This window comes from Streptomyces sp. NPDC037401, from assembly GCF_055602345.1.
In genome coordinates, this window is record NZ_JBVJWO010000039.1 from 13,468 (window position 1) to 32,415 (window position 18,948).

18 protein-coding genes and 1 pseudogene are annotated in these 18,948 nt (G+C 73.6%); 11 read left to right on the forward strand and 8 right to left on the reverse strand.

Annotation, left to right across the window (positions count from 1 at the left end):
* Positions 1 to 584: 584 nt before the first annotated feature.
* The 6 genes and pseudogenes from ACZ7H1_RS31320 to abc-f all read left to right on the forward strand — a co-directional run bounded on the left by ACZ7H1_RS31320 (position 585) and on the right by abc-f (position 6,547).
* On the forward strand, positions 585 to 1,352 hold the full coding sequence (locus ACZ7H1_RS31320; protein WP_470791194.1) for an NPP1 family protein: 768 nt from the start codon (positions 585 to 587) through the stop codon (positions 1,350 to 1,352).
* Between the two features lie 137 nt (positions 1,353 to 1,489).
* Positions 1,490 to 1,774 (forward strand): ferredoxin, encoded by a 285-nt coding sequence (locus ACZ7H1_RS31325; RefSeq protein ID WP_470791260.1) that lies wholly within the window; start codon positions 1,490 to 1,492, stop codon positions 1,772 to 1,774.
* A complete protein-coding gene (locus ACZ7H1_RS31330) occupies positions 1,767 to 3,158 on the forward strand; it encodes an NAD(P)/FAD-dependent oxidoreductase (RefSeq protein ID WP_470791195.1) in 1,392 nt (463 codons plus the stop codon). Before ACZ7H1_RS31325 ends, ACZ7H1_RS31330 begins: the two co-directional genes overlap by 8 nt.
* 25 nt (positions 3,159 to 3,183) lie before the next feature.
* The gene (locus tag ACZ7H1_RS31335; RefSeq protein ID WP_470791196.1) at positions 3,184 to 4,452 is read left to right on the forward strand and encodes a cytochrome P450; all 1,269 of its coding nucleotides are present in this window, start codon (positions 3,184 to 3,186) and stop codon (positions 4,450 to 4,452) included.
* 45 nt (positions 4,453 to 4,497) lie between these two features.
* A complete protein-coding gene (locus tag ACZ7H1_RS31340; protein ID WP_470791197.1) occupies positions 4,498 to 4,749 on the forward strand; it encodes a DUF6296 family protein in 252 nt (83 codons plus the stop codon).
* Positions 4,750 to 4,932: 183 nt separating this feature from the next.
* A pseudogene (gene abc-f / locus ACZ7H1_RS31345) lies at positions 4,933 to 6,547 on the forward strand (ribosomal protection-like ABC-F family protein).
* A gap of 99 nt (positions 6,548 to 6,646) precedes the next feature.
* On the opposite strand, the gene ACZ7H1_RS31350 reads toward abc-f, so the two are convergent.
* Both ACZ7H1_RS31350 and ACZ7H1_RS31355 read right to left on the reverse strand, forming a co-directional pair.
* Positions 6,647 to 7,099, reverse strand: coding sequence for an SRPBCC family protein (locus tag ACZ7H1_RS31350; RefSeq protein WP_470791198.1), 453 nt, complete (start codon positions 7,097 to 7,099; stop codon positions 6,647 to 6,649).
* A gap of 173 nt (positions 7,100 to 7,272) precedes the next feature.
* Positions 7,273 to 7,494, reverse strand: coding sequence for a hypothetical protein (locus ACZ7H1_RS31355; RefSeq protein WP_470791200.1), 222 nt, complete (start codon positions 7,492 to 7,494; stop codon positions 7,273 to 7,275).
* A gap of 212 nt (positions 7,495 to 7,706) precedes the next feature.
* Here ACZ7H1_RS31355 and ACZ7H1_RS31360 point away from each other — a divergent pair, with 212 nt between their 5' ends.
* Positions 7,707 to 8,060 (forward strand): PRC-barrel domain-containing protein, encoded by a 354-nt coding sequence (locus ACZ7H1_RS31360; RefSeq protein ID WP_470791201.1) that lies wholly within the window; start codon positions 7,707 to 7,709, stop codon positions 8,058 to 8,060.
* A 12-nt stretch (positions 8,061 to 8,072) separates the two neighbouring features.
* Here the strand turns inward: ACZ7H1_RS31360 and ACZ7H1_RS31365 are convergent, their stop codons facing one another.
* Positions 8,073 to 9,098, reverse strand: a complete 1,026-nt coding sequence (locus tag ACZ7H1_RS31365) for an ArsR/SmtB family transcription factor (protein ID WP_470791202.1) — start codon at positions 9,096 to 9,098, stop codon at positions 8,073 to 8,075.
* A 118-nt stretch (positions 9,099 to 9,216) separates the two neighbouring features.
* Here ACZ7H1_RS31365 and ACZ7H1_RS31370 point away from each other — a divergent pair, with 118 nt between their 5' ends.
* A complete protein-coding gene (locus ACZ7H1_RS31370; RefSeq protein WP_470791203.1) occupies positions 9,217 to 10,485 on the forward strand; it encodes an MFS transporter in 1,269 nt (422 codons plus the stop codon).
* A gap of 137 nt (positions 10,486 to 10,622) precedes the next feature.
* Here ACZ7H1_RS31370 and ACZ7H1_RS31375 read toward each other — a convergent pair whose 3' ends face one another.
* The 3 genes from ACZ7H1_RS31375 to ACZ7H1_RS31385 all read right to left on the reverse strand — a co-directional run bounded on the left by ACZ7H1_RS31375 (position 10,623) and on the right by ACZ7H1_RS31385 (position 15,204).
* Positions 10,623 to 11,984 carry an FAD-dependent oxidoreductase gene (locus tag ACZ7H1_RS31375; RefSeq protein WP_470791204.1) on the reverse strand — a complete coding sequence of 454 codons (1,362 nt, stop codon included), beginning with the start codon at positions 11,982 to 11,984 and terminating at the stop codon, positions 10,623 to 10,625.
* 112 nt (positions 11,985 to 12,096) lie between these two features.
* Positions 12,097 to 14,388: a WD40 repeat domain-containing protein gene (locus tag ACZ7H1_RS31380; RefSeq protein ID WP_470791205.1), complete on the reverse strand. Its 2,292-nt coding sequence runs from the start codon at positions 14,386 to 14,388 to the stop codon at positions 12,097 to 12,099.
* Positions 14,389 to 14,448: 60 nt separating this feature from the next.
* Positions 14,449 to 15,204 carry a hypothetical protein gene (locus ACZ7H1_RS31385; protein WP_470791206.1) on the reverse strand — a complete coding sequence of 252 codons (756 nt, stop codon included), beginning with the start codon at positions 15,202 to 15,204 and terminating at the stop codon, positions 14,449 to 14,451.
* A 171-nt stretch (positions 15,205 to 15,375) separates the two neighbouring features.
* Here ACZ7H1_RS31385 and ACZ7H1_RS31390 point away from each other — a divergent pair, with 171 nt between their 5' ends.
* Complete coding sequence (locus ACZ7H1_RS31390) at positions 15,376 to 15,945, forward strand: SixA phosphatase family protein (RefSeq protein WP_470791207.1); 570 nt, start codon at positions 15,376 to 15,378, stop codon at positions 15,943 to 15,945.
* Positions 15,946 to 15,971: 26 nt separating this feature from the next.
* Here ACZ7H1_RS31390 and ACZ7H1_RS31395 read toward each other — a convergent pair whose 3' ends face one another.
* Positions 15,972 to 16,223, reverse strand: a complete 252-nt coding sequence (locus tag ACZ7H1_RS31395) for a DUF6213 family protein (RefSeq protein WP_470791208.1) — start codon at positions 16,221 to 16,223, stop codon at positions 15,972 to 15,974.
* A 212-nt stretch (positions 16,224 to 16,435) separates the two neighbouring features.
* Between ACZ7H1_RS31395 and ACZ7H1_RS31400 the strand changes: the two genes are divergently transcribed.
* Entirely contained in the window at positions 16,436 to 16,861 is a 426-nt protein-coding gene (locus ACZ7H1_RS31400) for a CBS domain-containing protein (RefSeq protein ID WP_470791209.1), read from the forward strand.
* A 64-nt stretch (positions 16,862 to 16,925) separates the two neighbouring features.
* Positions 16,926 to 17,501, forward strand: coding sequence for a DUF2231 domain-containing protein (locus tag ACZ7H1_RS31405; protein WP_470791211.1), 576 nt, complete (start codon positions 16,926 to 16,928; stop codon positions 17,499 to 17,501).
* 72 nt (positions 17,502 to 17,573) lie between these two features.
* Here the strand turns inward: ACZ7H1_RS31405 and ACZ7H1_RS31410 are convergent, their stop codons facing one another.
* Positions 17,574 to 18,833 carry an amidohydrolase gene (locus ACZ7H1_RS31410; protein WP_470791212.1) on the reverse strand — a complete coding sequence of 420 codons (1,260 nt, stop codon included), beginning with the start codon at positions 18,831 to 18,833 and terminating at the stop codon, positions 17,574 to 17,576.
* Positions 18,834 to 18,948 lie beyond the last annotated feature (115 nt).

Here is an 18,948-nt window from a genome sequence, read left to right on the forward strand (position 1 = left end):
GCGCTGCGAGGCCCTCCGGCGGTCGCCCCCGCGGGCCGCCCGGCCTGTGCTCTGCGCGGAACCGGGTCATGATGGCCACAGGCCCGGGGCCCTGCGTACGGCCGCCGCCGGGCCCGCGTGCGGCGGCGCGCCCGAGTCGGGAGGAGGTGGCTCGCGCATGGACGAATCGCGCAGAGCCTGGCTCATGATCGGCACAGTCGTCGCCGTCATCCTCTTGAACCTCGCGGCCATCGTCCTGATGAACGCCCTCTGACGACGACCGCGCGACGACCCGCCCGCGGCACACCCCCTGCCCGCGGCACGCCTCCCGCCGGGCACGCCCCCCCCGCCGGGCACGCCTCCCGCCCCGCGGCAAGCCCACCCGCGCTCGATCCACCCCCTGTGCCGACTTCGTCGTCCCAGGGCTGACATTCCGTCAATTCCCTTTGTCCGGCGGCTGTCCGGCGCTCTCGGTGCGCCCAAAATCACGGTCGCCGGACCCTTGCTGCGCCGCTCCGGTTCGCGAATGATGCTCCCGGCGCGTCGGCCGACGGTGGTCGCGGTCCGCCCGCCACCCCCGAACCCGACCGGTCAGGAGCCCTGCTTTGCGGACGAACCGTCACATCCGGAGATCCGTCGTGGTCGTCGGCGCAGCCCTCGCGCTGGTCGTCGGCGTCCCCCAGGCGGCCTTCGCCGCACCACCGCCGGCCCTGCCGAGCCAGGCCGACGCGATCGAGCTGACCTACCAGCCGGCCTACGACTACGACACCGACGGCTGTTACCCGACACCCGCCATAGGCCCGAGCGGGGTTCTGAACGGCGGGCTCAAGCCCACCGGCGCCCTCAACGGCAACTGCCGGGACGCCTCGGACCTCGACAACACCAACGGCTACTCCCGCTGGAGCTGCAACAACGGCTGGTGCGCCGTGGTCTACGCGCTGTACTTCGAGAAGGACCAGGCCGTCCCCGGCATCTCGCTCGGCGGTCACCGCCACGACTGGGAACACGTGGTGGTGTGGATCCAGGGCAACGAGGCCAAGTACGTCGCGACCTCCGCCCACGGCGACTTCGACATCCACACCCGCGACCAGATCCGCTGGGACGGCACCCACCCCAAGATCGTCTACCACAAGGACGGCGTCGGCACGCACTGCTTCCGTGCGGCGAACGGCAACGACGACCCGCCCGAGAACCACCGCCGTGCCTGGCAGTACCCCGCGCTCGTCGGCTGGTCGGGCTACCCCGCCACCCTGCGGGACAAGCTCAGCCAGGCGGACTTCGGCAGCGCGCACTTCGGCCTGAAGGACGGCTCCTTCGCCTCCCATCTGGCCGAGGCCAAGCCGGCGGGCATCCCCTTCGACCCGTACGCGTAGTCGGCAGGTCCCCGGTGGAGTGACGGCGGATCCGGCTCCGCCGTCACTCCACCGGCCCGGCCGGGCGGGCCCCGCCGCGCTCCGCGGCTCAGGCTTGGCACGTGGGAAACGCCAGGCCACGAAAGGACCGCACCTTGCTGAGGCTCGTCGTCGATCTCAACCGCTGCCAGGGGTACGCGCAGTGCGCCTTCCTCGCGCCCGACGTCTTCGCCATGCACGGGGACGAAGGACTGCTCTACGATCCCCAGGCGCAGGAGGCCCAGCGCGCCCGCGTCGCCCAGGCGGCCGCCGCCTGCCCCGTCCAGGCGATCCTGGTCGACGAACCGGACCTGGCGGCCACGGCCGGCGGACCGGAGGCGCACGCCGGCGCCGAACCCGCCGCCGCGGGGCCCGCGCCCCACCGGGCGGCCCGCGATGCCTGACAGTGCCCTCGACCAGCTCAAGCGCGGAGGCCGCATCGTCGTCGTGGGCGCCTCCCTCGCCGGCCTGCGCGCCGCCGAGACGCTCCGCGAGAAGGGCTTCGCGGGATCCCTCGTCATGATCGGCGACGAGCCGTACGAACCCTACGACCGCCCGCCGCTGTCCAAGCAGGTCCTCCTCGGCCGGGCCGCAGCCGAGCACACCGCCCTGCCCCGCCGCCGCGCCCTCGACGCCGACTGGCGGCTCGGCGTGGCCGCCACCGGCCTGGACATGGCCGCCCGACGGGTCCGCCTCGCCGACGGCGACGAGGTCCCCTACGACCGCCTCCTCATCGCCACCGGCGTGCGCGCCCGGCCCTGGCCCCACCAGGCCGAGGCGGAGCTCGACGGCGTCTTCGTCCTCCGTACCCGCGACGACGGCGCCGGCCTCGCCCGCCGCCTCGCCGACAACCCCCGCCGCGTCCTCGTCATCGGCGCCGGATTCACCGGTTCCGAGATCGCCTCGGCCTGCCGCGAGCGCGGCCTCGACGTCACCGTCGCCGAACGGGCCGCCGCCCCCCTCGTCGGCGCCCTGGGCGGCGTGATCGGCGAGGTCGCCGCCGAACTCCAGCGGGAGAACGGCGTCGACCTGCGCACCGGAGTGATGGTCACCGGCCTCGACGGCGACTCCTCCGGACGGGTCCGGGCCGCCCACCTCTCCGACGGCAGCACCGTCGAGGCCGACGTCGTGGTCGTCTCCCTCGGTGCCATCCGCAACACCGAATGGCTCGCCGGCTCCGGCCTCGGCGCCGGCCCCCGCGGCATCGCGTGCGACGCCGGCTGCCGCGCCTTCGACATCCGCGGAATCGTCACCGACGACATCTACGTCGCCGGTGACGTCGCCCGCTCCCCGCACCCGCTCTTCGGCTACCAGTTCCTCTCCCTCGAGCACTGGGGCAACGCCGTCTCCCAGGCCGAGACCGCCGCCCACAACATGCTCAGCGAGAGCACCGACCGCCGCCCCCACATCTGGGTCCCCGCCTTCTGGTCCACCCAGTTCGGAGTGAACATCAAATCCGTCGGCGTGCCCTCCATGGGCTCGGAGATCCTCATCATCCAGGGCTCCCGCGCGGAGCGCCGCTTCGCCGGCGTCTACGGCTACCAGGGCCGGATCATCGGCGCGGTCACCTTCGACAACGCCCGCTGGCTGGAGTTCTACGAGCGGCAGATCGAGACCACGGCGCCCTTCCCGCCCCCGTTCGACACCGTCGACCGGCGCTCCGAAGGCCGGCGCCCGGTCCCCGCGGACTTCCCCGACCCGTCCGTCCCCACCCACGGACCGACCATCACCCTCAGCGGATACTCGCCGGCCGATCGGCGGATGACATTCACCCCCGCCGGGCACTGACCCGCCAGGCCCCGGAGGAGCCGTCATGACCGAAGACATCCTGCACCGCATCCTCGACCCCGCGAGCCGCGCCGACCCGTACCCGCTCTACGAGGAACTGCGCAGGACCCCCGTCCACCAGAACGGCGAGGGGCCGTACGTGATCAGCCGCTACTACGACATCCGCGCCCTGCTCCACGACCCGCGGATCAGCTCCGACTCGCGGAACCTGACGGCCGCCGCCGGCGACCCGCTGGCCGAAGCCGAAGCCGAAGCCGAAGGAGCGGAGTCCACCACCCTGCCCCCGAGCTTCCTCAAACTGGACCCGCCGGAACACGACCGGCTGCGCCGCATGACGAACCGCCCCTTCGGCCCACCGCACTCCCCGTACCGCATCGACTCCATGCGCGGCGAACTCGCCGTGATCGTCAAGGAACTCATCGACGGCATCGACGGCGTCGGAGACCCCGGCGGCATCGACCTGGTCGACCAGGTCTCGTACCCCTTCCCGGTCACCGTCATCTGCCGCCTGCTGGGCGTGCCCCGCGAGGACGAGTCCCGCTTCCACGGCTGGGCCGACACCCTCGCCGCGAGCCTCGACCCCGACCCGGACGCCGACCCCGCCGCACGGGCCGAACGGGCCGAGGTCGGCCAGAGCGCCCGCATGGAACTGGGCATGTACCTCGCCGGGCTGATCGAGGAGCGCCGCAAGGACCCCGGCGACGACATGCTCTCCCAACTGGCCGCGGGCCACGGCAAGGACGAGACGATGACCACGATGGAGCTGCTCAGCACGGCGGCGCTGCTCCTGATCGCCGGTCACGAGACGACGGTCAACCTCATCACCAACGGCATGCTCACCCTGCTGCGCCACCCGGAGGTCCTGGCCGACCTGCGCGCGAACCCCGGCCTCGCGGTCCCCCTGGTGGAGGAACTGCTGCGCTACGAACCCCCGGTGCAGCTCCTGCCGCAGCGCACCACCCTCTCCGACATCGAGGTGCGCGGGGTCACCATCCCCAAGGGATCGTCGCTCTGGCTGGTCCTGGCGTCGGGCAACCGCGACCCGGAGCGCTTCGCCGACCCCGGCCGCTTCGACCCGTACCGCAAGGACGTGCAGCACCTCGGCCTCGGCAGCGGCATCCACAGCTGCTTCGGCGCCCCCCTGGCCCGCCTCGAAGCGCAGCTCGCCCTGTCGGAACTGGCCCGCCGCCTGGACAACCCCCGCCTCGTGGCGGACCCGCCGCCGTACCGCCAGAACGCCGTCCTGCGCGGCCCGCGCCACCTGCACATCACCTGCGACGGCATCCGAGCGTAGCGGCGACGCCGCACCCTGCACCTGGAACGGACGGGAGAACCCCAGATGGCCGCACGCCGATACGAACTCCTCTTCCCCGACGGCCCCGAGGCCGGCGAGGACATCGTGGAGGTCACCATCACCGATCAGAAGGGCCCGGGCGGCCACCCCGTCTACGCGGACGCCACCGGCATCGTCCGAGCGGAGATCAGCGACCGCGGCGAGGTCCGCATGATCCCGACGGGCGGCGGCCAGGCACTCCCGCACCACGTCCGCGCCCGAGCGCTCCCGGAGCCTCCGGACGAAGAAAAACGGTGAGCACCCCGGCGGAGCCCGCCGGTACAGTCGCCCGTATGGGTTCTTACTACTTCTTTCTCTGATTCCGGGGACGGGCAGGCGCCGCCCGTCGGCTGAGCGGCCGGCGGTGTGCGGGCGCCGCCCGTGACCAGGCCCATGACCCCGGCCTGCGACCCCAGGCCCTCGCATTCAGGGAAAGAAGCCATGCGCGCTCGCGCCCCCTTCCAGCTCGCCGTGAAGGAAATCGGGAAGTCCTACGGCGCCCGAACCGTCCTCGACCACGTGTCGTTCACCGCCCGCCCCGGCGAGCGCGTCGCCGTCGTCGGCGAGAACGGCTCGGGGAAATCCACCCTCCTGCGCCTGCTCGCCGGGACCGAAGCACCGGACTCCGGCGACATCACCGTCTCGGCGCCCGGCGGCCACCGGCCACCTCACCCAGACCCCGTCCCTGCCGCCCTCCAGGACCGTCCAGGACGCCGTCGACACCGCCCTCGCCCCGCTGCGCGAGCTCGAACGGCAGATCAGGGCGCGCGAAACCGTCCTCGCCGCCGCGAGCCCGGAGGAGCTCCGGCAGTACGGGGAGCTGCTGGACGCCTTCGCCGACCGCGGCGGGTACGAGGCGGACGCCCGCGTGGAGGCGGCGCTGCACGGCCTCGGCATCGGTCACCTGGCACGCGACCGGGCCCTCGGGAGCCTGTCGGGCGGCGAGCAGTCCCGGCTGGCGCTCGCCTGCGTCCTGTCGGCCGGCGCGGAACTCCTGCTCCTGGACGAGCCGACCAACCACCTCGACGCGCAGGCCGTCCGCTGGCTCCGCGAACGGCTGGGCGCCCACCGCGGGACGGTACTGGCCGTCACGCACGACCGGACGTTCCTGGACGAGTTCGCCACGGCCGTCCTGGAAGTCGACGGCGACACGCACACCGTGAGCCGCTACGGCGACGGCTGGGCCGGCTACCGCACGGCCAAGGCCGCCGAGCGCCGCCGGCGCGATCAGGAGCACCGCGAATGGCTCGACGAGACGTCCCGGACCAGGGAGCTGGTCGAGGCGGCCGGCCAGCGCCTCGCGGGCGCCGGCAAGGACCCCCGGCAGGGCTTCGGCAAGCACCGCCGCTCCTCCGAGGCCAAGCTGTCCGGGCAGGTGCGGGCGGCGCGGACGCGCCTGGAGGTGCTGCTGCGCGAGCCGGTGCCGGCGCCTCCCGAGCCGCTGCGGTTCACACCCGGCCTGGCGGCCGTGCGGACGGACGGCACCCTCGCGGAGCTCACCGACATCGGTGTCGGGGACCGGCTGCGGCTGCCCCGCCTGACGATCGAGGCGGGCAGCCGACTGCTCGTGTCCGGACCCAACGGCGCAGGGAAGTCGACGCTGTTGCGCGTCCTCGCCGGTGACCTCCGGGCCGACCGCGGCACCGTACGCCGGCCCGCCCGGGTCGGGTGGCTGCCGCAGGAGCTGAGCCCGTTCCCCACCGACGCCACGCTGCTGCGCGTGTACGCCGCCGGGCTGCCGGGGCCGGATGAGGAGCACGCCGACGGGCTCCTGGCGCTGGGGCTGTTCCGCGCGGGGGACCTCGAGACGCCGGTCGGTTCGCTGTCGGCCGGTCAGCAGCGCCGGCTGGAGCTGGCCCGGCTCGTCACCCGCCCGGCCGACCTCCTCGTCCTGGACGAGCCGACCAACCACATCGCCCCCGCGCTCGTCGACGAGCTGGAGGAGGCACTGACGCGCTACGAGGGCGCGGTGGTCGTCGTCTCGCACGACCGCCGCTTCCGCGACCGCTTCGGCGCCGACCGGCTGGAACTCCGGGCGGGGCGCCCCGTGGGGTGAGGCCGTTGCCTCTCCCGGCAGCCGAGGGCGTCCGAGACGTTCTGCACCGCCGGCCGCCGCGCGGTGTTCCGCGCGGCGGCCTCCGGGAGGCCGGGCCGGTCAGACCTCTCCGCGCCAGGCTCCGGTGGCGGAGCCGCGGTCTTCGACGAAGTGCTTGAACCGCTTCAGGTCGCCCTTGACCTGTCGGTCGATGAAGCCGAGCTTGTCGCCGATGTTCTCCGCCATCCCCTCGGGGTCGAAGTCCATCCTCAGCGTCACCTCGGTGCGGGACGGGTCGATCGGGTGGAAGGTGACCAGTCCGGACTGCTCGATATCGCCGCCCACGGTCACCCAGGCGACCTTGGTGTCGGGGATCTGCTCGGTGATCTCCGCATCGAACTCACGCTCCACACCGCCGATCCTCGTCACCCAGTGCGTGAGCGTGTCCGTACGCTGTTCGATCCTCTCGACACCGTCCATGAACTGCGGGAACGACTCGAACTGCGTCCACTGGTCGTACGCCGTACGCACCGGGACGCCGACTTCGATCGACTCCTCCTTGACCTGCGACATGAGGGGTCTCCTTGAACTGGAAGTGGCGCGGAGGCCGGTGGCCTCGGGCCGTCCGGCGCCCGCAGGGGCATCGCATCCGTGCCCTCGTGGCGAGCGCCTGCCCCGGCAACCGCTCCGTGACCCCCCGAACGAGACCCTCTCCCGGACCAGCCGCCGGCGACGTGGCGGGGCGGCTACGGCTCGCCGTGCAGGTCTTCCTCACGCAGCAGATCGTCGTCACGGCGACGTGTGGACTCCTCGTCCGCGCGTCCCTTGCCGCGGGACGGCTTGGCGGGCTGGCCGGGCTTCTGATGGTGCGACGGCTCGTGCCCGGTCGGCTTGTGCTGCGTCCGCAGTTCGTCGGGGCTCTTGCCCGACTGGCCCGGCTGCTGACGCTTGTCCTGCGTACCGCCCATGACGGTGGCTCCTTCGTGCGTGGGTGTGGATTGCTTCCCACCACGCTGACATCCGGCGTCACATTCCGCACCATTTCGGCTACGGACGATGACGGGAGCGGGTGGGGTGGTGACGCGGCCGGCCACGGCGTGGCTTTTGCGCAGACGCCTTTCAGGGCAGGAGCAATCTGGAAGATTCTTCGGAATAACCCATAAAACGGAAAGGTGTTGCCGTGACTGATTTCGACATCTGGGGCTACCACCCGGACGCGGGACACGAGCAAGGAGTCGACATCGTCGGCTACAAGGTCGAGGCCAAGGACGGTCACATCGGCAAGATCGACAGGCATTCCGAGGACGCCGGTGCCTCCTACCTGGTCGTGGACACGGGAGTGTGGATCTTCGGCAAGCACGTACTGCTGCCCGCCGGAACCATCGAGCGCATCGACACCGCCGAGGAGAAGGTCTACGTCAACCGCACGAAGGACCAGATCAAGGACGCACCGGAGTTCGACGCGGGCAAGAACGCCGGCGAACCCAGCTACCTCGAGCAGTTCGCCCGGTACTACGGCCAGCCGCACATGTAGGAGCGGCCGCACTCAGGACGCGCAGCCGCCCGCCTCCGCGGCGAGCCCGTCGCCGAGGGGGCTTCGGCGGTACAGCACCCGGCGGCCGTCGCGGGCCCGGGTGAGCAGACCGGCGGCGTGCAGGACGCCCAGGTGCTGCGACACGGCGCTGGGCGTCACGCCCAGGCGGCGCGCGATCTCGACCGTGGCCAGCGGTTCGGCGAGCAGCGCGAGCAGCCGCGCCCGGGCCGCGCCGATCAGCGGCACGAGGGCCGCCCGCCCGGCCGTGCCGCCCCGGCCGCTGCCGGCCTCGGACTCCCACAGCGTCGCCACTCCACGACAGGGATAGAGCAGCGAGGGCGGCTCCTGCGGACCGACCGGCGGCGCGCACTTGTGCGCGAAGACGGACGGTACGAGCAGCAGCCCCTGCCCGGAGGCCGTCGTGCGGTAGCCGCCGATGGTCCGGTCCACGTGCAGCACCCCGCGGGAGCCGGCGTCCTCCCACCGCAGTTGGGGGTGCATGTCGGAAAAGAGCAGCCGGGCGCCGCCCCGGGCGAGCTGCCGCGCCCGGTAGGTCATGTCCGCCTCCGCGACCAGCCGGATCTGCGGCCAGACCGGCCGGACGGCGACTTCCCAGTAGCGCTGCAAAATCGCGCAGATGCGGTCGCGGAGCTCGAGCACGGGCCCGTCCCCGGCCGCGGCCGCCGCCCGCAGCGGCTCCGGCAGGAGGTCCGGGGCGTGCGCGGCCGCCAGGTCACGGCGTACCAGACCGGCCGGGGCGCGGCGTACGGCGGCCAGTTCGGCGTCGAAGTCCGGCTCGAACGCCGTGGGGCGCGGGGTGAGGAAGTCCGGCAGGGTCAGCCGGTCCGCCACCAGAGCCGTCAGGAGGGCGGTGTCGAGGCCGCCGAGCCGGCCCAGGACGCCCCTGCGCCACGGGAGGTGCAGGGGGGACAGCCCCGGGTCGCGCAACACCCGCAGGCTCAGCACGGTCTCGCCCAGCGGCGAGAGGGCGAACCGGGTGTCGGCGAGGTCCTCGACGCCGAGCTCGAAGCTGATCATTAAGCCGTACGCTACATCAGTTGGCAGAGGGCCCCCGGTGCCGTGGACTGGCTGCCATGACCTCCCCCCTTCCCCCTGGCCCCGTTCCCCGCGACCGCCCGGCCGCCGGGGCGGCCCGATGAGCCGCCGGCTGGTGCTGCTCCTCGCCGTGGCCTGCGCCGTTGCGGTGGGCAACCTCTACTTCCCGCAGGCGCTGGGGCCGCTGGTCGCCGAAGGGCTCGGTGTCCCGGCGGGTACGGCCACCCTCGTGGTGACCGCCACCCAGATCGGCTACACCGCGGGGATGGTCCTGCTGGTGCCGCTCGGGGACCGGTTCCGGCACCGCTCGCTGCTGGTCGTGCTGCTCACGCTGACCGGTCTGGCGCTGCTGGGCGCGGGCTGTGCTCCGGCACTGCCGCCGCTGGTCGCGGCCAGCGCCCTGGTGGGGCTGACCACGGTGGCCGCGCAGATCATCGGTCCGCTGGCGGCCGGCCTGGTGGAACCGGGCCGGCGGGGCGCGGTGCTGGGCACGCTGCTGAGCGGGTCGACCGGCGGCATGCTGCTGGCCCGTACGTTCGGCGGGGTGCTCGGCGAGCGGCTGGGGTGGCGGGCCCCGTACCTGGTGGCCGCGGTGGTGGCCCTGCTGCTGGCAGCCGTCCTGGCGTACGCGGTGCCGGTCACCTCCCCGACCGCGGCGCACCGGCCGTACGCGCAGATGCTGGCCGAGCCGCTGCGGCTGCTGCGCGCGGAGCCGGAGCTGCGCCGGTCCTGCCTCTACCAGGCCGCGGCATTCGGCGGGTTCTCCGCGACGTGGACGTGCGTGGCCCTGCTGCTGACCGGCCCGGCCTACGGGCTGGGCGCGGAGGCCGTCGGCCTGCTCGCGCTGGTGGGCGGGGCGACCATGCTGTGGACCCCCGTCGCGGGGCGTCTGGTGGACCGGCACGGGCCGGGCCCGGTCAACCTGTCGGCCCTGCTCGGTCTGCTGGGAGCGGCCGCGGTCCTGGCGGCCGCCGCCGGGGGCGGGACCGCCGGCCTGGCGGCACTCGCCGCCGGCGCCCTGCTGCTCGACGTCTCCATGCAGTCCGGGACGGTGGCCAACCAGGCGCGGGTGTACGCGCTGCGCCCGGACGCCCGGAGCCGGCTCAACACCGCGTTCATGACATGTGCGTACACCGGCGGCACGGTCGGCTCGTGGCTGGGCGTCCGCATGCACGCCGCGTACGGCTGGACCGCGGTGTGCGCGCTGGTCGCCCTGCTGGCGGCGGTCGCCCTGACCCGCCACCTGTGGCCGTCGCGCACCGCCGCCGACAAGGCGCACGGCCGGGGCGGCGCCGGGACCCGGGACGGCGACGTTGCCGAGGTGCCGTCCGTGGAGGACAAGCCGAAGCCGCGCGGCTACCGCGCCTGACGGCCCCGGGCCGAACCCCGCTGAGCGGGATTCCCGGCGACGCCCCGGCGCAACGGCACGACGGGACGCCCCCGCAAGAGCGGGGGCGTCCCGTCATCGGCCTTGCTGCGGCCGCGCAGCCGGGGACGGTGTTGCGGTCAGGCGCCGCTGGCGCGGAGCATGTCCTCCCGCTCGACGATCTTCACGCGCTCGCGGCCCTGCGGCTCGCCCAGCGCACGCTCGGCGGCGTCGAGGCGGTGCCAGCCCTCCCAGGTGGTGTAGCGCACCCCGCGCTCGGCGAAGAACGCCTCCACCGCCTCCGGGGCGGGAGCGGACGGCGTCCGCAGGCGGCCGTGCGCGTGGTCGTCGAGCAGGCTCGCGACGGTCTCGTTGGCATCGCCCTTGGTGTGGCCGATGAGGCCGATCGGACCACGCCGGATCCAGCCCGTCACGTACGTCGACGCCAGGTGCCGGTCGCCCTCCATGACCCGCCCGGCCTGGTCCGGCACGGTGCCGGAGGCCAGGTCCCAGGGCAGCTTGGGCAGCTCGTCGGAGAGGTAGCCCACCGCCCGGTAGACGGAGCTGACGTCCCAGTCGTGGAACTCGCCGGTGCCGGCCACGTTGCCCGTGCCGTCCAGCTGCGTCCGCTCCGTGCGCAGGCCCACGACGCGGCCGTCCTCGCCGAGGATCTCGACGGGCGATTCGAAGAAGTGCAGGAACAGCTTGTGGGGGCGCTCGCCGATGTCCCGGATGGCCCAGTTCTCCAGGGTCTTGGCGACCATGTCGACCTGCTTGTTGGAACGGCGGGATTCGATCGAGCCCGCGTCGTAGTCGATGTCCTCGGGGTTGACGATGACCTCGATGGTGGGGGAGTGGTCCAGTTCGCGCAGCTCCATCGGGCTGAACTTGGCCTGGGCCGGTCCCCGTCGGCCGAACACGTGGATCTCCCGGGCCCGGTTGGCCTTGAGACCGTCGTACACGTTTGCCGGGATCTCGGTCGGCAGCAGCTCGTCCGCCGTCTTGGCGAGGATGCGCGCCACGTCCAGCGCGACGTTGCCCACGCCGAGGACGGCGACCTTCTCGGCCTCCAGCGGCCAGGTCCGCGGCACGTCCGGGTGCCCGTCGTACCAGGAGACGAAATCGGCCGCGCCGTACGAGCCGTCGAGCCCGATGCCGGGTATGTCCAGCGCCCGGTCGGCGGTCGCGCCCGTCGAGAAGATCACCGCGTCGTAGAACGCGTGCAGCTCGTCGAGGCTGATGTCGTTCGGGTAGTCCACGTTGCCGAAGAGCCGGACCTGCGGCTTGTCGAGGACCTGGTGGAGGGCGGTGACGATGCCCTTGATCCGCGGGTGGTCGGGAGCGACGCCGTAACGGATCAGGCCGAACGGCGCGGGCATCCTCTCGAAGAGGTCGATGAGGACCCCGGGGTCGGTGCAGGCGTCGGACTTCAGCAGCGCGTCGGCGGCGTAGATCCCGGCGGGGCCGGCACCGATGATGGCTACCCGCAGGGGGCGGGGCATGGTGGTTCCCTTCGAGTGGTGTGGACAGCTGTCCGATGGACTCGAAGATCAACCTAACTTAGGCCATCCTAACTCGGTAGTCGGCCCCCGTTTATGACCTCATAAGCCGGCCTTATGAGGTGCCAAACCTTTGCTTTGTCTGCCGTTCGCCCACTGCGGGTGCGAACACCGCCGTCTCGTTGCCGAAACAGACGACGAGCCCGTCCTGCTGCCAGGACAGGGCGGACACGCGCTCCGGCAGGTGCAGCGCGGGCAGTGGGGTGTCGGAGTCGCAATCACGCACGTGGACCGTGCTGTCGTACCCACCGGTGAAGGCGATGGTCCGGCCGCCGATACGGCCCAGTGCCAGGGCCTCCAGCCGGTCGTGGGCGTGCTGGAACCGGAGGGCGCACTCGCGGGTGTCCAGGTTCCAGAGGCGGACTTCTCCGCCTTGGTACCCCGAGGATTCGGTCAGCGCGAAGGTGGCGTCGGGGAACTCGCCCACCGCGATGCACTGGACGGGGCGGCCGTGACTGCCCAGGCGAACGGGCTCGCCGCCGTTGGTCAGGTCCCGGACGTGCACGCCGCCGTAGGAGTCGGTGGTCACGGCGGCCGGTCGTCCCCGGACGTGCGTCGTCGCCACAGCGGTCGTTCTGCCGTCCTCGTCGTCCCCGAAGACGCCTTGGCGTTCGTTGCCGGAAACGGCACTCCACAGCTGGGTGCGACGGTTGCCGGTGCTGATGATCCAGGAGTGCCCGTCGAGCCGGGCGACCGCCACGTCCACGACCCAGGTGCAGTCGGTGACGACCCGGGCGAGTTGGTGTCCGGACGGCAGGTCCCAAAGGCGGACGTCCTCCTCGCCGGTGCAGGTCGCGAGAGCGTCACCGCCGGCCAGAGCGACGGTCGCGATCCGGGGGAGCCGGTATCCACCGTCACCGATGGAGAACGGCCGCCCGACCGGGGCGCCCGTGGCCTGGTCCCACATGCAGACCGTGCCGTCCTTGCCGCCGGTCACCAGCACCGGCTTGCCCTCGAACCGGGCCTGGGCCACGGCCGTGGCCGCATCGTGGTGACCGTGCCGGTCGTCGGTCACGACCGCGTCGAGATCCCACATCCGGGCGCCCAGGTCGACTCCGTCGACCGTGACCGCGACCCGTCGGTCGCCGACGCGCGTGCACGCGATGCCGCCGGCGAACATCGGCAGGGGCGCCGGCGTCACCGTGAACGGCCCGGCACCGGCACCGGGAGCGTCGGGCAGCGCGAGTCGCTGTACGGGCGCGTCGCCGATGCGGGGGAAGGTGCCGGCGAGCACCTCCCAGCCCTGACCGGTCCGGGAGGCGGCGAGCGAGTCCACCTGCATGCGCTCCGGGAGAAGCCCCTGCCCGACGAGCTCGCAGCGCCGGAGGTCCCACATCCGCACCGCACCGCCCGCCGCGATCAGGGCCGTGGGGACGCCGCCCAGAGCGATCACCATGACCGCCTCGACGACGGCCGGAGAGCCGGGCCGCAGCAGGGCGAGCGGTTCGCCGCGTGTGAGGTCCCACAGCCGCACGGTGCCGTCCAGGCAGCCGACCAGTGCCGTCGGCACGCCGTCGACCTCGGCCGTGGCCACCGCCGTCACGCCGATCGGATGGGGCAGTGCGGCTCCACGCCGTTCCCAGTCCGCAGCGTCGCCCCGGATGCGGAGTCCGTACAGGTGAAGGGATTCCGAACCGGCGACGGCCACGAGCTGCTCGCCCCCGGCCGATGCTTTCGCCAGCGCCACCACTTCCTGGTCGAGGCGGTCCAGCCCGCCACTGAGCGGCTTCCTGGTCTCAAGATCCCAAGCGCGCAGGACCGAGTCGAACCCCACGCTGACCGCCGCGAGACCGCTGTCGAGCTCCAGGAGGACGAGACCGTTGCGGCAGCCGCCGGGTCCCAGCAGGTCGCCCTCGAGCGCATGCCCGTCCTCGACGCCGTGCTCGAGATCCCACACACGCATGCCCTGGATCCCGTGGTCCCGGACCACGGCCACGGGGCGACCGTGCAGACGACCCACGGCGACGGACTCCACCTCGGCCCTGCTGGGAGCCGGCAACTGCGCCAGCAGACCGTGCGGAGCGGATCCGCCCGTGGTCCACGAGCAGGTCCATGTCTGCGGCGCGAGCGCGTCGAAGTCCTCCGCAATCCCGAACCTCAAGGCCTGGAGCGACAGCACCTGGGCCCGGTCGGAAGGGCCGAGCGACGCCAGCCTGTGCGCCACCGTGCGGTACACCGCCAGCATCCGCCCGCTTCGGCCGGACCCGGGCCGGTGGTCCGTCGACACCGCGCGACGCAGGACACCGGGGTCGATGTGGGTGAGGAATCCGGCATCACCCAGCAAGGAGTCCATGCGCTCGCCCGTGGCGGTCTCGAGCGCCTGCGCCGCGGTCTGAGCCGTCCACATCCATGCCTCGCAAAGGGAGTCCGGTCCTCGGGCCACACGATGCCACGAGGTTCCGAACCGTCAGGAACGGCGGGGCGCCGTGCTGTGCGGGAGGGAGGAGGAAGCGGCGCGGGTGTGGGCGTCGGTGTCCACCGCGGCCACCATCAGCGGGGTGCTGCCGGTGGGACCGGCGGCGGTCGCCCGCAGGCGGAAGCGCTCTGAGCGGACGGCGTTCCGTTCGAGCGGGGTGCCGCCGCCGAGCAGCGCGTACGGCATGACGTCGTTGGCGATCCGCAGCCGGGCCGGGCGCCAGGTGCCGGTGGTGGGATCCCGGCGCTCCAGGACGAAGCCGTCACCGGCGACGGGTGCGGCTCCCGCTTCCGGGAGCAGCGCCTCCATCTGGAAGGCGAGCAGGAGGTGCCCGTACGCGCGCGTGTTGCCGTTGGTGAGGGTGACCGTGAATTCGCGTGCCGGGCCGCCCCGGACCAGCGCGAGCCGGCCGGCGGGTGCGGACACCGCCATGGTCAGGCGGGTCGCGGGTGCGGGTGCGGGTGCGGGTGCGGGCGCGGCCGCGGGCGGGGCCGTCGTCGGCCGGGTGGTGCTGGGGGCCGCCGTGCTCGGCGTCTGCCGGGCCGGAGCCGTCGGCGAGGACGTGGCCGAGGGGTTCGCGGAGGGGGCGGCGGCCGTGGTGGCGGCGGCCGCGGGCGCCGTGGGGGACGCGGCGGGCTCGTGAGCGGCCGGGGCGGAGCTGCGGGGGGCGGTCTGCGGAGCGCAGCCGGCGAGTGCGGCGGCGGTCAGCAGGACGGCGAGCGCGGGGACGGTTCTGACGACGGGCATGGTGCCGGACGCTATCGAGGCGCGGGCGCGGCCGGGCACCGGATCGGTAACGCTTCGGCGTCACCCCTTCCCGCCCTGCCTGCCCTCACGGGTGCCTACCGGCCGTGCGTGCGCGTGCGTGCCCCGGGGGACGGCCGCACCATGGGCGTGTATCGCCCCGCAGCGAGGGAGATGACCACGACCATGCCCCCGGAGCCTCCGCCCCACGCGACGCAGTCCGCCCCAGCCGCAGGTGAGGGGTGTCGACTCCTCCTGGTCCGGCACGCGAAGGCCGTGCCCAAGGGCGGGGTCGAGGACTTCGACCGTCCCCTGAGCGACCGCGGCCGGCAGGACGCGACCGCGACCGGCCGGTGGCTGGCCGGGTCCGGCCTCAAGGCCGACCTGGTGCTGTGCTCACCGGCCCGAAGGACACGGCAGACGTGGGGGCTGATCCTTCCCGCGCTGACGGGCCCGCCTCCGGCCGTGTACGACGACCGGCTCTACAACGCCGCTCCGAACGACCTGGTCAGCGTGGTGACGGCACACGGAAGCGGGCTCGCCGGCATCCTCGTCGTCGGTCACGATCCCGGCATCCACGAGCTGGCCTCGGCGCTGTGCGGCCACGGCCCGGCGGAACTGCTGGAACGGCTCCGTGCGGGTTTCCCCACGTCGGGCGTCGCGGCGGTGGACCTCCCGGGCGGATGGGACGGCCTGACCCCGGGACGCGGCAGCCTGACGGCCTTCTGGTCCCCGGCCGGATGACCCCGTACACCGGCATGCCCGCCGCGTCATTCCCCCTCCGGTGCCTGTCCTTCCGGGGCCGACGCGAAGGCGATGCACTCCACGTCGATGCTGTCGGCGAGCTCGTCCAGCACGCCGGCCAGGCTGTCGACGGTCCGGCGGTCGACCGACGGGTCGTCGGTGTCCGCCGAGCGCACCCAATCGACGGCGAGGGTGCGCAGCAGTGCGGTGACCCGGTCGGCGGGAATCAGCGGGCCGCGGTCGCCTCCGGGGATCAGCGGAATCGTGAGGTGGATCATGAAACCGCCTCCCGGGGAGCCTGTGAGCGCGCACTCGCGCCTGCGTGCAGGGACCGGCGAGGTCACCCGCAAAAGGGTCGTCAGCGGAGCGCATACCCCCGGTGCCGGTGGTCAACCACCCGGCGGCCGCCGGGCGCCGGAGCGCGTGCTTACGCCCGTACGACGGAGGGTAGGCGCCCCGCGCGGGGCTGCTTCCAGCAGCAGGAGGAGCGATGACCCGACAAGTGCACGAGGTCATGACGGGCAACCCGGTGGCGGTCGAGCGGCTGACCTCACTGGCAGAGGCCGCGCGGGTGATGCGGGACGCCGGCATCGGGGACGTACTGGTCGTCGACCGGGGCAGGCTCCTCGGCATCGTCACCGACCGGGATCTCGTCGTGCGCGCGCTGGCGGAGGACAAAGACCCCGCCGAGACGACCGTGGGCTCGATCTGCACCACCGAACCGCTCACGGTCAGACCCGACGACGACGTCGACAAGGCCGTCGACCTCATGCGTCGGCGCGCGCTGCGGCGCCTGCCCGTGCAGACGGACAGCGGCGAACTCGTGGGCATCGTCACCCTGGGTGATCTCGAGGTCGAACGGGATCCGGGATCGCCACTCGCCTCCATCGCGGCGGCCGAGGAGAAGGAACGGTGAAGAACGGGCTGCCGGCTTCCGGCAGCGGGGGCATGACGGCGTGAGGCTGGGTAGGCGGACCCGTATGGACACACAAGACGACTCCACGGAACCGGGCCCGGCCGGGGTCCTCGGCAAGGCGTCCGCGCAATGGCTGAAGTCCCTGGAGCGCATCGAGCGGACCACGGCCGCGGATCCTGCGATCCGCGCTCTCCAGCGGGGCATCCGAGCCCTTCCGCTGGGCGGCGCGCGCGACGTGCTGCGCGGCAGGCCCCTGGGGCACCCGCTGCATCCCGTGCTGGTGCAGGTCCCGATCGGCTGCTGGCTGTCGGCCGGGGTGCTGGACGTGGTGCCCGGGGGGCATCCCGCGGCCACGACGCTCACGGCCGTCGGGCTGGCGGGGGCCGGTCCGGCGGCCGTCTCCGGCTGGGTGGACTGGGCGGACCTGCCGCCGGTCCAGGCCCGGGTCGGACTGGTCCACGCGGTGACGAACGTGGCCGTGATCGCCTGCTACACGGCGTCCCTCGCGGCGAGGGTGCGAGGTGATGCGGTCAAGGGCCGGGTCTGGTCCCTCGCCGGGCTGACGGCGGTCGCCGTGAGCGGCGCGTTCGGCGGACACGTGGCCTACTGGCGGGCCGCCGGTGCGGCTGCCGTGCCGTAGGCGCGGGCAACCCGAGCCGACGGACCACGCGCAGTTACGCGGACGGACCCCGACCCCGCCCCGTCGCCTCCGCTACGGGGAGCCGAGCCGGGCCAGGGCCGCCGCCGTGAGGGCGCGGATGCCGGCCGGCAGGGCCGTGCGGGCGTCGGGGGCGAAGTCCGGGGCGTGGTTGGCGGGCAGCGCGGCCAGCTTCTCGGCCGCCGTCGTGCCGGGTGCGCGGGACCAGGCGGCCGGGCCGGCCGTACCCAGCATCCAGTAGCCGAGCCGGATGCCGCGCTCGCCGTGCACGTCCAGGCCCGCGTCGCCGAACAGGGCGAAGTCCTCCGTCGCGAGCGACGGCGGCCACATCGCCACCCGCTCCGCCCCGAACTCGGCCGCGTGCGCTTCCCTCAGCGCCGCCGTCGTCCCCGGGTCGGGGTGGGTGACCGGGGAGGCGGACACCCGGACGACGTCCGGTTCCCGGGGGCAGGCCGCGGCGGCGCACTCGGCGCGCACGATCCGCTCCACGGCGTCGGCGGCCCGCGCGAGCGAGGCCTCGCTCACCGCCCTGACCGTGAGGGCCAGTTCGGCGCGGTCCGGGATGACGTTCGCCCGGTCTCCGGCCCGGAACGATCCGACGGTCACCGCCACCTGCTCCGCCGGGGCGGCCTCGCGCGCCACCACCGTCTGCAGCCGGGTCACCACGTGGGCCGCCGCCACCACCGGGTCGACGGCGAGGTGCGGGGCGCCGGCGTGCCCGCCGCGGCCGTGCACCACCACCCGGAAGGTGACGCTGCCCGCCGTCATGGGCCCGTACCCGTGGGCGACCATTCCGGCGGGCAGCGGCGCGGCGTGCTGGGCCAGTACCTCGTCCGGGCGGCCGCACCTCCGGTAGAGGCCGTCGGCGAGCATCGCCCGCGCCCCTTCCAGCGTCTCCTCGGCCGGCTGTCCGGCCACCACGAGGGTGCCGCGCCAGGCCTGCGGGGTCTCGGCCAGCAGTGTGGCAGCCCCCGCGGCCGCGGCCAGGTGCAGGTCGTGCCCGCAGGCGTGCGCCGCCTCGCCGTCGGCGGCGTACGGCAGCCCGCTCGTCTCCCGCACCGGCAGCGCGTCGAGTTCGGCCCGCAGCAGCACGGTCGGCCCGTCGCCGTTGCGCAGCACCCCGGCCACGCCGTGTCCGCCGATGCCGCGCACGGTCGCGTACCCCGCCGACTCCAGCCGTCCGGCGAATCGGTCCGCCGTACGACGCTCCGCTCCCGACAGCTCCGGATCCCGGTGCAGTTCCAGGTAAAGGGTCGTCAGGTCGTGCAGGTGCGCGTCCAGTCGGGCGAGCGGTGCGGGTGCGGGGCCGGTCATGCCGCCATGATCGGCCGCGCGGCCGGGAGCGCGGACGACAGACCACTGACACGTCGTGTCAGAGGAGTGTCAGCGGTACGACGGGTGGGCTGACGGCGGCACCGGCTCTGATGGG

Coding starts and splice junctions, on each gene's coding strand:
- ACZ7H1_RS31350 (WP_470791198.1), bottom strand. CDS start 7,099: ATGTCGCAGGTCAAGGAGGAGTCGATCGAAGTCGGCGTCCCGGTGCGT.
- ACZ7H1_RS31340 (WP_470791197.1), top strand. CDS start 4,498: ATGGCCGCACGCCGATACGAACTCCTCTTCCCCGACGGCCCCGAGGCC.
- ACZ7H1_RS31370 (WP_470791203.1), top strand. CDS start 9,217: ATGAGCCGCCGGCTGGTGCTGCTCCTCGCCGTGGCCTGCGCCGTTGCG.
- ACZ7H1_RS31390 (WP_470791207.1), top strand. CDS start 15,376: ATGACCACGACCATGCCCCCGGAGCCTCCGCCCCACGCGACGCAGTCC.
- ACZ7H1_RS31335 (WP_470791196.1), top strand. CDS start 3,184: ATGACCGAAGACATCCTGCACCGCATCCTCGACCCCGCGAGCCGCGCC.
- ACZ7H1_RS31355 (WP_470791200.1), bottom strand. CDS start 7,494: ATGGGCGGTACGCAGGACAAGCGTCAGCAGCCGGGCCAGTCGGGCAAG.
- ACZ7H1_RS31400 (WP_470791209.1), top strand. CDS start 16,436: ATGACCCGACAAGTGCACGAGGTCATGACGGGCAACCCGGTGGCGGTC.
- ACZ7H1_RS31375 (WP_470791204.1), bottom strand. CDS start 11,984: ATGCCCCGCCCCCTGCGGGTAGCCATCATCGGTGCCGGCCCCGCCGGG.
- ACZ7H1_RS31405 (WP_470791211.1), top strand. CDS start 16,926: ATGGACACACAAGACGACTCCACGGAACCGGGCCCGGCCGGGGTCCTC.
- ACZ7H1_RS31365 (WP_470791202.1), bottom strand. CDS start 9,098: ATGATCAGCTTCGAGCTCGGCGTCGAGGACCTCGCCGACACCCGGTTC.
- ACZ7H1_RS31330 (WP_470791195.1), top strand. CDS start 1,767: ATGCCTGACAGTGCCCTCGACCAGCTCAAGCGCGGAGGCCGCATCGTC.
- ACZ7H1_RS31380 (WP_470791205.1), bottom strand. CDS start 14,388: ATGTGGACGGCTCAGACCGCGGCGCAGGCGCTCGAGACCGCCACGGGC.
- ACZ7H1_RS31385 (WP_470791206.1), bottom strand. CDS start 15,204: ATGCCCGTCGTCAGAACCGTCCCCGCGCTCGCCGTCCTGCTGACCGCC.
- ACZ7H1_RS31395 (WP_470791208.1), bottom strand. CDS start 16,223: ATGATCCACCTCACGATTCCGCTGATCCCCGGAGGCGACCGCGGCCCG.
- ACZ7H1_RS31410 (WP_470791212.1), bottom strand. CDS start 18,833: ATGACCGGCCCCGCACCCGCACCGCTCGCCCGACTGGACGCGCACCTG.